6 protein-coding genes and 1 pseudogene are annotated in these 12,987 nt (G+C 72.2%); 5 read left to right on the top strand and 2 right to left on the bottom strand.

Features of this window, described 5'->3' with window-relative positions:
* Positions 1 to 94 precede the first annotated feature (94 nt).
* The gene (locus tag OG202_RS05985; protein ID WP_326585948.1) at positions 95 to 1,018 is read left to right on the top strand and encodes an ABC transporter substrate-binding protein; all 924 of its coding nucleotides are present in this window, start codon (positions 95 to 97) and stop codon (positions 1,016 to 1,018) included.
* A gap of 111 nt (positions 1,019 to 1,129) precedes the next feature.
* Complete coding sequence (locus OG202_RS05980) at positions 1,130 to 2,092, top strand: MurR/RpiR family transcriptional regulator (protein WP_327731067.1); 963 nt, start codon at positions 1,130 to 1,132, stop codon at positions 2,090 to 2,092.
* Positions 2,093 to 2,139: 47 nt separating this feature from the next.
* Here OG202_RS05980 and OG202_RS05975 read toward each other — a convergent pair whose 3' ends face one another.
* Together OG202_RS05975 and OG202_RS05970 are read right to left on the bottom strand one after the other, a co-directional pair.
* Positions 2,140 to 3,945 carry a protein kinase domain-containing protein gene (locus OG202_RS05975; protein ID WP_328222437.1) on the bottom strand — a complete coding sequence of 602 codons (1,806 nt, stop codon included), beginning with the start codon at positions 3,943 to 3,945 and terminating at the stop codon, positions 2,140 to 2,142.
* Positions 3,946 to 4,026: 81 nt separating this feature from the next.
* Positions 4,027 to 7,236, bottom strand: coding sequence for a family 78 glycoside hydrolase catalytic domain (locus tag OG202_RS05970; RefSeq protein ID WP_327731069.1), 3,210 nt, complete (start codon positions 7,234 to 7,236; stop codon positions 4,027 to 4,029).
* A 222-nt stretch (positions 7,237 to 7,458) separates the two neighbouring features.
* On the opposite strand from OG202_RS05970, the pseudogene OG202_RS46430 reads away from it, so the two are divergent.
* From OG202_RS46430 to OG202_RS05960, 3 genes and pseudogenes are all read left to right on the top strand, one after another.
* Positions 7,459 to 7,539, top strand: a pseudogene (locus OG202_RS46430) (SMI1/KNR4 family protein); the annotation flags it as partial.
* 209 nt (positions 7,540 to 7,748) lie between these two features.
* Positions 7,749 to 9,425 (top strand): serine/threonine-protein kinase, encoded by a 1,677-nt coding sequence (locus OG202_RS05965; RefSeq protein WP_327731070.1) that lies wholly within the window; start codon positions 7,749 to 7,751, stop codon positions 9,423 to 9,425.
* A 181-nt stretch (positions 9,426 to 9,606) separates the two neighbouring features.
* Positions 9,607 to 12,981, top strand: coding sequence for a pyruvate carboxylase (locus tag OG202_RS05960; RefSeq protein WP_327731071.1), 3,375 nt, complete (start codon positions 9,607 to 9,609; stop codon positions 12,979 to 12,981).
* Positions 12,982 to 12,987 lie beyond the last annotated feature (6 nt).

Genomic DNA, 12,987 nt, shown 5'->3' with positions numbered 1-12,987 from the left:
CCGATCCCCGATCCCCGATCCCCGATCCCCGAATTTTCTGATGCCGAATCTTCCGAGCTCCCGGGCTCCCAGAGAGGAAAAACCCATGCGAGGCATGTACAGAGGCGCCGCTTTCGGTCTGATCACCGCACTCACGCTGACGGCCTGTGGCGGTGGCGGTGACAGCGACGACAACCCGCTGACCGGCAGCAGTGGCGACAGCGGCGGCAAGACCATCGTCGTCGGCTCGGCGAACTTCCCCGAGAACCAGCTGCTCGCCGAGATCTATGCGCAGGCGCTGGAGAGCGAGGGCCTGAAGGTGACGCGCAAGTTCGACATCGGGGCCCGCGAGGTCTACTACGACCAGGTCGTCAAGGGCGGCATAGGTGTCTTCCCCGAGTACAACGGCGCCCTGCTGTCGGTGGCGGTCGACAAGAACAGCACCGCGACCAGCACCGCGGACATCAACGCCGAACTGAAGGAGAAGCTCCCGTCGTCCGTGGAGATCCTCGACTCCGCCGCGGCCGAGGACAAGGACTCGGTGACGGTCACCGCCGAGACGGCCGCCAAGTACAACCTCAAGACGCTCGCCGACCTCAAGCCGGTCGCGGGCGACATGACCCTCGGGGCCGGGTCGGAGTTCAAGACCCGTACCCAGGGCGGCGTCGGCCTCAAGAAGGTCTACGGCGTGGACTTCGGCAAGTTCCAGCCGCTCGACGCGGGTGCCCAGACCACCCTGGTGAAGCTGCTGAAGGACGACAAGGTGCAGGCCGCCAACCTGTACACCACCGACCCCGCCATCGTCGCGGACAAGCTGGTGGTCCTGGAGGACCCGAAGAACCTGTTCTCCTCGCAGAACGTCACGCCCCTCGTCTACAAGGACGCGGTGAACGACAAGGCCAAGGAGGCGCTCAACGCCGTCTCCGCCAAGCTCACCACCGAGGACCTGCTGGAGATGATGAAGAAGCTCGTCAACGACAAGGAGGACGCGGACGCCGTAGCCGAGGACTGGCTGACGTCCACCGGCCTCGTGAGCTGACCGGCTCGGTCACGCCATCACCGTCGCCCCCACTCCTGCCCGGCATCACGCACCGGCCACCCCGCCGGGCAGGGGGAGGGGACCGAGCACGACGACCGGCTGGGGGACCAGATGACTGACGCTGTCGGCACCGAAGGACCTGACGTTGTCGGCACCGAAGGAAGTGGCGGAGCTGGCACCGAGGGAAGTGGCGGAGTCGGCACCGAAGGACGTGGCGGAGTCGGCACCGAGGGAACTGGCGGAGTCGGCGCGGCCGCGCGGCTGCAGCAGCTCTTCGAAGGCCGTCGGCTCACTCCGACACAGCGCCGCATCGCGCACTGCCTGGTCCGGCAGGCGGCGGACGTGCCCTACCTGTCGAGCGTGGAACTGGCACACCTGGCCGGGGTCAGCCAGCCGTCGGTGACCCGCTTCGCGGTCGCCCTCGGCTTCGACGGCTATCCGGCCCTGCGCGAGCACCTGCGGGCGGTCGCACCCACCGGGCACGGCTTCGACGGACGGTCGGCCAACCCGTACCAGCGCGCCGTCCAGGCCGAGATCGACAACCTGCGGCACCTGGCGTCCCTGCTCACCGACCCCGAACCCGTCGAACGCGCGGGCCGTCTGCTCGCCGCCTCCCGGCCCCTGCCGGTGCTCGGGCTGCGCGCCTCCGCCGCCCAGGCCCGCGGCTTCGCCTACTTCGCCGCGAAGGTCCACACCGACGTACGGCTGCTCGACGAGGGCGGCTCACTGCTCGCCGACCGCGTCGACGCGGCCCAGCAGGCCGGCGCGAGCGCGCTGCTGTGCTTCGCGCTGCCCCGCCACCCGCGCGAACTCCTCGACACCCTCGCCCATGCCCGTGCCGTCGGCCTGACCGTGGTGACCGTCGCCGACGGCACGTTCGCCCCGGTCGCCGCCCACAGCGACCTGCTGCTCCCCGCCGCCGTGGGCACCGGCCTCGTCTTCGACACCGTCAGCGCCCCCATGCTGCTGGGCCAGGTCCTCCTGGAGGCGATGTGCGACGCCCTCCCGGACGCCCAGGCCCACCTGGAGGAGTTCGACGCGCGGGCCGCGGCGCGGGGGCTGTTCGTCGACTGACCGAGGCGCGGCCCGGGCTGCCCGGCGGACGCCGGCGGACCGAGAGGTCAGTCCGTGCCGCGCAGCGCCGCCCAGGTGCCTTGCGCGACGACGCCGTCGGGGTCCAGCCCCTTGTCGCTCTGGAAGTTCCGCACCGCGTCCTGCGTCCCGGTCCCGAAGTCGCCTTCCGCGTCCCCGACGCCGTACCCGCGCCTGGTCAGCATGCACTGGACCTGCACCACGCGTTTGCCGCTGTTCCCCAGACGGGTGCGCCCATTGCCGGAGTAGTACGTGCACTCCGAGAGCCAGGCCGGGGTCGAGGGCTCGGTGGGCTCGTCGGTCGGGCTCGCCGTGGGCTCGGTGGGCGCGCTGGTCTCGGTGGCGGGAGCGGAGGAGTCCGCGTGTTCGTCGTCGCTCGCGGAACCGGAACCCGAACCGGACTCGTCGGGGCGCGGGGGGCCGTCGTCGACCGCGTCCCGGTCGTCCTTGCCGGACACCTCCGAGACCCCCGATCCGCCGTCCGGGGCCGCCGCCGCACCGTTCGAGCCCGCGGTCGCCGACCCCGAGGCGGCGTCGCCGGGCCGTGCGTCGGCGGACTTCGTCATACCTCGCTGCGGCGAGGCCGTGGTGGTGGAGGGGCTTCGGAGGGTGAGTACGACGACACCGGTGGCCGCGACGCAGAGAGCCAGACCGGAGGCTCCGATCAGCACGCGCCTACGGCGGGTCCGGGTGCCGGGCGGCGTCGGGGGTAACGGTTGTGCCGAGGCGTCGGCGGACGGACCCGGCGACGCGGCGACGGCGGCCGGGGCCTTCCCCCGCGGTTCGGGGCCGGGCTGTTCGAGGGGGAGCCGGCACAGCGCCTCGTACGCCTGCTGCCGGGCCAGCACTCTGCCGCCCAGCGGGTCGGGCCAGCCGAACGTCCCGGACGGTCCGGTCGCCTCGGACCCCGGGGAGCCGGACGGGGCGGCCTCGATCAACTGCTCGGGCGTCGGCCGATCTCCGGGCTCCTTGGCCAGGCAGGCGGAGAGCAGTGCGGTGAGCCTCGCGTCGGCCGCCGAGATCTCGGCGAGCACCTCCGGGTTGGGCTCCTCGAACGCCACCCGGTGCATGACGTCGACGCCCGTGCCGTCGCCGAACGGCGCGCTGCCGGTCGCCGCGAAGATCAGGGTGCAGGCCAGGGAGAACACGTCCGAGGCCGTGTCGCAGGTGCCTGTCCGCAGATACTCCGGCGACATGTAGGCCGGGGTGCCGACCCGGTTGCCCGTGCCGGTGATCGCGCTCGCGTCGGCGGCCTTCGCGATACCGAAGTCGATGACGTGCGCGCCCCGGGCGGACAGCAGGACGTTGGACGGCTTCAGGTCCCGGTGCACGATCCCCGCGGCGGAGAGATCGGCGAGGGCCGGCCCCAGCTCCGCCACCAGCCGCCGGACGGCGACGGCCGACAAGGGGCCGTCCTCGTGCACGGCCGCCGCCAGATCGAGCCCCGGCAGATACTCGGTGGCCATCCACAGCAGTTCGTCCCGGAAGCCCGTGCCGGCCAGGCGCGGCATGCGCGGCGTCCGCACCCGGCTGTGCACCGACGCCTCCTGCTCGAACCGGCGGCGGAACCGGATGTCCTCCGCGTACTCGGGCCTGATCACCTTCACCGCGACGAGGTCGGGGCCGCCGTCCGTGGGGCGCGCCAGATAGACGCGCCCCATCCCGCCGCTCCCGAGCAATCCCACCGGCACATAGGGACCGATACGGTCCGGGTCGCCGGGGCGCAGGGGCAGCGCCCCCGCCTCTCGCAGCGCCGCGGCCCTGTCCGCCGTCGCACGTGGTGGCACCGGCCGCTGCTCTGACACAACACCCCCGAAGTGATTTTTGGCGTACATCAGTTCGCCCCCAGAAAACTGAGGCTAGCTCAGCATGGGCTCACGTTCCGGGTTATCGGTCACATCCGCCCCACCCGCGGCTCAGGAGGCCGCGCGTCGCACCTCCGTCGTGCCCGATCCCACCGGTCCGATCCGCAGCACCGTGCCCGTCAGATCGGTGAACGACTCGACCTCCACCCGACCTTGCCCGCCGGGCGTGGTGCCGTTCACCCGGTACGTCTCCGGGTCGGCGTCCCCGATCTCCACCTCCAGCACGGCACGGGAGTTCGGCGGCACCGTCACCCGGGTCGCGTGCGTGTCCTCGGAGCGGCGCACCCGGACCGAGACCGGCCCGCGCACGGAGGGCACCGTCCCCTCGACCTCGGTCAGGGACCCGGTCCTGGGCCGGATCCGGAACCCGGCCGCCCCGGGCTCGCTGACCTGCACGCCGAGGATGTGCCGGGCCACCGCGTTGGCCGGCGCGGACGCCCAGGCGTGGGAGAGCGTCATGTTGGACTTGAGTGCGGGGTCCCACGCCTCCGTGACGACGGTCGCCTTGAGCGCGTCCAGCATGTGCAGCCACGAGTTGGTGGCCGTGGAGGTGAGCAGGGCGAGCGCCGCGTCGGAGCGGCCCAGCCGGAACAGCGCGTCGAGCAGGAACTGCGACCCGTACACGCTCACCTTCATGCCGCCCGCCGCCAGGGTGTCGCCCAGCCTGGCCCGTACCTCCTCGTCCAGCGTGTCCGCGACACCCAGCGCCACCGGGAAGGCGGTCGCGTGCTGGGCGCTGTGCGTGGTGCCGACGCCGTCGAGGAACCGCCCGCCCGCACCGTCGAGGAGGGTGGCGCGCATGGCGGTGGCGAGGGTGTCGGCCCGGCCGCGCAGGGCGGTCGCGTCGGCGTCCTCGCCGAGGGCCGCGGCGCACTCGGCGAGCGCCTCGAAGGCCGCGTACTGGAAGGCGTTGACGACCGTGTTGACGTTGGTGAACACGTAACCGTCACGGCTGGCTGTCGGCCAGTCGACCAGATCGCCGAGGTTCTGGCTGGTGCCGCCGGGCGCCTTGCGGACCAGCCCGTCGGAGTCCAGGTACGAGGTGAGGTTCTTGGCGGTCAGCAGGTCGTAGTCCTTGGCGAGCTGCCGGTCGTCGCCGGTGGCGAGGTAGTCCTCCCACGCGGAGATCGCGCACATCAGCCGGTACTCGGTGGGCCAGGTGCCCTTCCGGACCAGATAGTCGTTCGACCAGCGGGCGAGCGCGTACGAGCGCTGCACCCCGTACTCGGAGAGCTGGTTGATCAGCGCGTCGCCCTCGTACGGGCCGCGTTCGCGGGTGGGCGTGTCCGTGTAGAGGTCGCCGCGCGTGGCCTCGATGGAGTACCGGCACAGCTCCCACACCCGGTCCAGGTCGGCGTCGGAGCTGCGGAACGAGGCGTGCGAGTCGTCCCAGTCGAGCTTCCAGGCGCGGCCGGTGACGACCGCCTTCGACAGGTCGAGTGTGGTGCGCAGCTCGGCCCAGCGGAAGCCGCGGTAGCCCCAGTGCTCGACACGCTGCTCGCCGTCGCGCAGGGTCCACACCTCGCGGTAGGCGTTGGTGGCGCGCAGCTGGTACCTGACCGTGCCGTCCGCGTTCAGCTCCTCGCCGAGCCGCACCTCGACCGTGTCGCCCGCGCCGCCGGTGACCTCCAGGGCCAGCCCGCCGACGATCTCCCGGCCGAGGTCGACCAGCCAGCGTCCGTCGGCGACCTGGGTGACGGAGGCGGGGGTGACGTCGTGCGGCCGTATCGCCTCGATCAGGGCCGGGACGAGACCGTCGATCGCCGTACGGACGACCGGCTTGAGCCAGTCGCCGTCGTCGAAGCCCGGCTTGGTCCAGCCCACCGGCTCGCGGCGCAGGTCCCAGTACTCCTGCGGAACGGTGAAGTAGCTGCTGCCCGCGCTGCCCTTCGACGGCAGCAACCCGGCCTGGCGGCGCGCCGTCCAGTGGTCCCCGGAGGCGACGGTCGACCGGCTGCCGTCGGTGTACGTGATCTCCAGCTGGGCCAGGAACTTCTGCTGCGAGGTGGTCCAGCACAGTGCGGCCAGCGCGTTGGCCCTGCCGTCGGCACGCAGCGTGGAGGTCACGTCGAAGGCCTGGTAGGCGGTCCCCTCGCCGGAGCGGACGGAGGCGTAACCGACCGTCGTGCCGTTGCTCCACACCTTCGCGACGTACTGCCGGGCCGGATCGGGCGAGGTGGCCGCCACATAGAGGATCGCCGCGGCTATCTCCTTGCCGGCCGCCGTGTCGTACTCGTGGCGCAGCAGCGCCCAGGTGTCGTCGGCTCCGTAGGAGGAGAGCGAGGACGCGCCGGCCGGGAAGGTGAGGACGCCGCCGGCGACCGTGCCGGTGGCGAAGGTGCCCTTGTCGGAGGCGAAGTCGTCGTCGAGGAGGACCGTGCCGTCGGCGGCCGTGAAGGTGACCCGGTCGTAGACCTGGGACTCGGTGCTGCCGTTGCGCAGACCGACGTTGCCGGAGGCGTAGCGGCTGTCGGTGGTGGTGTCGACGACGGTGCCGTTGACGGTGGTGGTGAAGGTGGCGCCCGCCATGGTGACGCCGAGGTCGACCCACTCCCCGGCGGTGACCGCGAACGGCAGCTTCACCTCGCCGAGCACGGTGTACGTGCCGCCCACGCAGACGTGCTTGCGCAGGACACCGGTGGTGCCCGCGCGCAGCTGCCACATGTAGTTGTTGGCGGTGTTCGTGGCCCGGAACCACAGCCCGGCGGCCACGGCGCTGATCTTCACGCGGACGGTGAGGGTGCCGTCGGTCATCACCGGCCCGGCCGGTGCCCAGATAGGCTTCGCCTCCCATTCGTCCTCGACCGACGTGGCCAGCAGGGTCGGCTCCGACCAGGCCGAACGCCGCTCACCCCAGCTGCTGACCCGCCACCAGTAGGCAGTACGGGGCTGCAGGGCGGGTCCGCCGTACGGTACGGCCGTGGAGTCGGCGGACTTCCGCTTCCCGGAGTCCCACACCAGCTCGTCGTCCTGGAAACCGCCCGGGGTGGCCGCCAGTTGGAGCTGGTAGGCGTGCTGCACGGTACCGGCACAGAAGTCGGGCACCTGCCAGCTGAAGCGAGGCTTGTGTCCGGCACTCGTGCCCAGCGCCCGCGGCAGCAGATCGGTGAGCATCCCGGTGGGCGCGGGCGGCTTCCCCGCGGCACCGATCGTGCCTGCCGGGCCGGGGGCGGCGAAGGCCCGGGGCCCGGACAGGACGACGGAGGCGGCTGCGGTGCCGCCCAGCTGGAGAAGTCTTCGCCGTGAGAAGTCCCGCGCCATGGTGCACCTTCGGGTCGATGTCGATGAGGTCGGCCGGTGAGAACGACCGTTCATGAAAGGTTTCAATGCGATTGCCCGGAGGTTAGGGTTCCGCGTCGAATCCGGTCAATGGGTGGGACGCACTTCGAATCCTGGTGAATGAAACGATTTAACCGACCCTGTGGGGGCGCTGTGCCGGCCCTGAGCGGGGGTGGGCTCGCCCGGCGTACGGCCGGCCCCTCCGTCGGCTCGCCCGGCTGGATCGTCGTCGGCGACAACGGCTGCGGCGACCGGATCGCGGTGGACCTGACGCCGGGGCCGCGATCGTCGACCTGGCCAACGAGATCCTCGCCCGCTGGGACCGCCCTCCGATCAGCCGGACCGTCCTCGAAGGGGACCTCGGTCCGCCGGCCCGAACGACGGTGGTGCCCGGTGGACGAACCCGGCGTACCGGTGTCACCGGCCTCGGCTAGAGTCTCGCCTCACCTCGGTCGGACGTCCTGACCGGGGCTGTGCGCTGGGGGTACGGCAACATGGGGCCCGAAAGAACGGACCTGCCGGGTTACGAGATCCAGGAAGTCCTGGGCCAGGGCGGATTCGCCACGGTGTACAGGGCCCGGCAACTGGCCGTGGGCCGGGAGGTCGCGCTGAAGGTGGACAGCAGGGTGCTGACCACACCGCGCGACCGGCAGCGCTTCCTGCGCGAGGTGACGGCCGCCGGGCAACTGTCCGGCCACCCCCACGTGGTCCCGGTGTACGACGCCGGGGTCCTCGCCGACAGCCGCCCCTACATGGTGCTGGAGCTGTGCCCCGGCGGCTCCCTGGGCGACCGGCTGCACCGGCAGGGCGCGCTCCCGGCCAAGGAGGCACGCGACATCGGTGTGGGCCTAGCGGACGCGGTGGCCGCCGCCCACGCCGCCGGGGTGCTGCACCGCGACATCAAGCCCGGCAACGTCATGGTCAACCGGTACGGCGGCGTCGCCCTCACCGACTTCGGCCTCGCCGCCATGCCCCGGCCGGGCCGCGAACTGTCCGTGACCCGGGAGGCGCTGACCCCCGCGTACGCGCCGCCCGAGGCCTTCCACATGGCGGACCCCAGCCCGGCCGGCGATGTGTACTCCCTGGCCGCGACCGTCTACGCCCTGCTGTGCGGCCGCCCGCCGCACTACCCGGAGGACGGCACCCAGCTCAGCCTCGCCGAACTGATCGTGCGCCACACCTGGCCGTACACCGACCTCCCCGGACTGCCGCCCGCCTTCAACTCGGCGCTCCGCCACGCCCTCGCGTCCGACCCCGCCCGGCGCCTCTCCGACGCGGGCGCCTTCCGCGACGCCCTCGCTGGGGTCGACCTCGACACCGTCGACCTGGGAGGCGGCGGCGGTGGCTTCGGACCGCCGCCCAGCATGACGACGGTCCCGGCGTACCGGGGCGCGCCGCCCACGACGATGCCGCCGTACCGTGACACGCCGCCCGCGACGACGCAGTCGCCGTACGGGGACGCGCCCACGGGCGGGGGCGGCAGCACCGTGGTGCCCGGGCCGGGTGGGGCGGGCGGCACCACCGTCGTTCCCGGGCCCGGTGGCGACGGCGGGCGGAAGGGCGTGGCGCGGCGCCGGCCGGCCGTGATCGCCGTACTGGCGGCCGTGGCCGTCTCCGTGAGCGTGTCGGTCACCGTGGTGACGTACCAGAACGACGACAGGGACAGCGGGGGAGGCGACTCCTCCTCGACGGCCACGCCGTCCACCGGTGCCACCGCCGACGGCAAGGGCACCTCGGGGTTCGAGGTGGCGACCACGACGGAGAACTGCCCCGCCGCGGACGTCGGCGGCGTGGGCGGCCGGTGCGTCGCGACCCCGGAGTGCTGGAGCGGCATCGTCGACATCTCCGGCATCGTCACCGTCAGCCGTGCGGACTGCCAGACCAAGCACGTCTGGGAGACCTTCGCGATCGCGCCGCTGCCGAAGGACGGCATGACGAACAACGCGCGCGACCTGGTCAGACATCCGGACGTCAAGGCGCTCTGTTCGCAGAAGGTCATGGCCGCCACGATGACCTCCGGCGGCCGTGACGTCGCGGACGAGTGGAACGTCGACGTCGTCCCGCCGTCGGCGGTCGAGTGGGACAACGGGCTGCGCGTCTTCCGGTGTGTGGCCGCGGCGGTGACGGACGACGGCGAGAAGACGGGAAGCCAGTTCGCGGTGCGGAGCTGACAGAGGTCCGGCCGAGCCCCGAGCCCGGGCCGTACAACCTGCACGGGCCCGCGCGGCCCGCACCCGCTCCGTCACGTAGGCCAGACCTCCGATCACCTGTCAGTGACGGGACTCTCATGGCACGTCGGCCGCATTGCCGCGACCATGGTGTTCCTCACCAGGCAGGCCGAAGGGAACGGGAATGCTCCGCAAGGTACTGGTCGCCAACCGAGGCGAGATCGCGATCCGGGCGTTCCGCGCCGGCTACGAAGTGGGCGCGCGGACCGTCGCCGTCTTCCCCCACGAGGACCGCAACTCGCTGCACCGGCTCAAGGCCGACGAGGCCTACGAGATCGGCGAACCGGGGCACCCCGTGCGGGCGTATCTCTCCGTCGAGGAGATCATGCGCGCCGCCCGGCTGGCGGGCGCCGACGCCGTCTACCCCGGCTACGGGTTCCTGTCGGAGAACCCCGAGCTGGCCCGGGCGTGCGAGGAGGCGGGCATCACGTTCGTCGGCCCCAGCGCGCACATCCTGGAGCTGACCGGCAACAAGGCGCGCGCCGTGGCCGCCGCCCGCGCCGCCGGCGTACCGGTCCTGGGCTCCTCCGAGCCCTCCACCGACGTGGACGAACTGGTCCGCGCCGCCGACGACATCGGCTTCCCCGTGTTCGTCAAGGCCGTCGCCGGCGGCGGCGGACGCGGAATGCGCCGCGTCGAGGACCCCGCCGCGCTGCGCGAGTCCATCGAGGCGGCGTCCCGCGAGGCCGCCTCCGCCTTCGGTGACCCCACCGTCTTCCTGGAGAAGGCCGTCGTCGAGCCCCGCCACATCGAGGTGCAGATCCTCGCCGACGGCCACGGCGACGTCATCCACCTCTTCGAGCGCGACTGTTCGGTGCAGCGCCGCCACCAGAAGGTCATCGAGCTGGCCCCGGCCCCGAACCTCGACCCGGCCCTGCGCGACCGGATCTGCGCCGACGCCGTACGGTTCGCCCGGGAGATCGGCTACCGCAACGCGGGCACCGTCGAGTTCCTCCTCGACCGCGAGGGCAACCACGTCTTCATCGAGATGAACCCCCGTATCCAGGTCGAGCACACGGTCACCGAGGAGGTCACCGACGTCGACCTCGTGCAGTCCCAGCTGCGCATCGCCGCCGGGGCCACCCTCGCCGACCTCGGGCTCTCCCAGGAGACCGTCACGCTGCGCGGCGCCGCCCTCCAGTGCCGTATCACCACCGAGGACCCCGCCAACGGCTTCCGCCCCGACACCGGCCGCATCAGCGCCTACCGCTCGCCCGGCGGCTCCGGCATCCGCCTCGACGGCGGCACCACCCACGCCGGTACGGAGATCAGCGCCCACTTCGACTCGATGCTGGTCAAACTGACCTGCCGGGGCCGGGACTTCACCACCGCCGTCAACCGGGCCCGGCGCGCCGTCGCCGAGTTCCGTATCCGGGGCGTGGCCACGAACATCCCGTTCCTGCAGGCCGTCCTCGACGACCCGGACTTCCAGTCGGGTAACGTCACCACGTCGTTCATCGAGCAGCGCCCGCACCTGCTCACCTCCCGGCACTCCGCCGACCGGGGCACCAAGCTGCTCACCTATCTGGCCGATGTCACGGTCAACAAGCCGCACGGCGAGCGGCCCGCCCTGATCGACCCGTCCACCAAGCTGCCTCGGCCCACCGTCACCGAACCCCCGGCCGGCTCCAAGCAGAAGCTCGTCGAACTCGGCCCGGAGGGCTTCGCCCGCTGGCTGCGCGAGTCCCCGACCATCGGCGTCACCGACACCACCTTCCGGGACGCCCACCAGTCGCTGCTCGCCACCCGCGTCCGTACGAAGGACATGCTCGCCGTCGCCCCCGTGGTCGCCCGGACCCTGCCGCAGCTGCTCTCCCTGGAGTGCTGGGGCGGCGCCACCTACGACGTCGCCCTCCGCTTCCTCGCCGAGGACCCCTGGGAGCGGTTGGCCGCCTTCCGCGCCGCCGCGCCCAACATCTGCCTCCAGATGCTGCTGCGCGGCCGCAACACCGTCGGCTACACGCCGTACCCGACCGAGGTCACCGACGCCTTCGTCCAGGAGGCCTCCGAGACCGGCATCGACATCTTCCGGATCTTCGACGCGCTCAACGACGTGGGCCAGATGCGGCCCGCCATCGACGCCGTACGGGCCACCGGGACGGCCGTCGCCGAGGTCGCCCTCTGCTACACCTCCGATCTCTCCAACCCCGGCGAGCAGCTCTACACGCTTGACTACTACCTCCGGCTGGCCGAACAGATCGTCGAGGCGGGCGCCCACGTGCTGGCCGTCAAGGACATGGCGGGACTGCTGCGCGCCCCGGCCGCCACGAAGCTCGTGACGGCGCTGCGCCGCGAGTTCGACCTGCCGGTGCACATTCACACCCACGACACGGCGGGCGGCCAGCTCGCCACCTACCTCGCCGCGATCCAGGCCGGCGCCGACGCCGTCGACGGGGCCGTGGCGTCCATGGCGGGCACCACCTCGCAGCCGTCGCTGTCGGCGATCGTGGCCGCGACCGACTACTCCGACCGGCCCACCGGCCTCGACCTGCAAGCCGTCGGGGACCTGGAGCCCTACTGGGAGAGCGTCCGCCGGATCTACGCCCCGTTCGAGGCGGGCCTCGCCTCACCCACCGGCCGTGTCTACGACCACGAGATCCCCGGCGGCCAGCTCTCCAACCTCCGCACCCAGGCCGTCGCCCTCGGCCTCGGCGACCGCTTCGAGGACATCGAGGCGATGTACACCGCCGCCGACCGCATCCTCGGCCACCTGGTGAAGGTCACCCCCTCCTCCAAGGTGGTCGGCGACCTCGCGCTGCACCTCGTCGGCGCCGGAGTGGCCCCCGAGGAGTTCGAGGCGACGCCGGACCGGTTCGACATCCCCGACTCCGTCATCGGCTTCCTGCGCGGCGAGCTGGGCACCCCGCCCGGCGGCTGGCCCGAGCCGTTCCGCAGCAAGGCCCTCCAGGGCCGCGCCGACGCCAAGCCCGTCCAGGACCTGAACGCCGAGGACCGTACCGGACTGGAGAAGGACCGGCGCGCCACCCTCAACCGGCTGCTGTTCCCCGGCCCGACCCGCGAGTTCGAGACCCACCGCCAGACCTACGGCGACACCAGCGTCCTCGACAGCAAGGACTTCTTCTACGGGCTCGGTCCCGGCAAGGAGTACGCCGTCGACCTGGAGCCCGGCGTCCGGCTCCTCATCGGCCTGGAGGCCGTCGGCGAGGCCGACGAACGCGGCATGCGCACGGTGATGTCCACGCTGAACGGCCAACTGCGCCCCATCCAGATCCGCGACAAGGCCGCCTCCTCCGACATCCCCGTCACCGAGAAGGCCGACCGCTCCAACCCCGGCCATGTCGCCGCCCCGTTCGCCGGCGTGGTCACCCTCGCGGTCGCCGAGGGCGACGAGGTCGCGGCCGGTGCGACGGTCGCCACCATCGAGGCCATGAAGATGGAGGCCACCATCACCGTCCCGAAGGCCGGACGGGTGTCCCGCCTGGCCATCAACAAGATCCAGCAGGTGGAGGGCGGCGACCTGCTCGTCGAGATCGTCTGACCCACC

Source organism: Streptomyces sp. NBC_00310, assembly GCF_036208085.1.
Classification (GTDB): Bacteria; Actinomycetota; Actinomycetes; order Streptomycetales; family Streptomycetaceae; genus Streptomyces.
The sequence above is the reverse complement of the archived record's forward strand: the minus strand, read 5'-3'. Positions and strand labels throughout refer to the sequence as shown.

Coding starts and splice junctions, on each gene's coding strand:
- OG202_RS05970 (WP_327731069.1), bottom strand. CDS start 7,236: ATGGCGCGGGACTTCTCACGGCGAAGACTTCTCCAGCTGGGCGGCACC.
- OG202_RS05980 (WP_327731067.1), top strand. CDS start 1,130: ATGACTGACGCTGTCGGCACCGAAGGACCTGACGTTGTCGGCACCGAA.
- OG202_RS05960 (WP_327731071.1), top strand. CDS start 9,607: ATGCTCCGCAAGGTACTGGTCGCCAACCGAGGCGAGATCGCGATCCGG.
- OG202_RS05985 (WP_326585948.1), top strand. CDS start 95: ATGTACAGAGGCGCCGCTTTCGGTCTGATCACCGCACTCACGCTGACG.
- OG202_RS05975 (WP_328222437.1), bottom strand. CDS start 3,945: ATGTACGCCAAAAATCACTTCGGGGGTGTTGTGTCAGAGCAGCGGCCG.
- OG202_RS05965 (WP_327731070.1), top strand. CDS start 7,749: ATGGGGCCCGAAAGAACGGACCTGCCGGGTTACGAGATCCAGGAAGTC.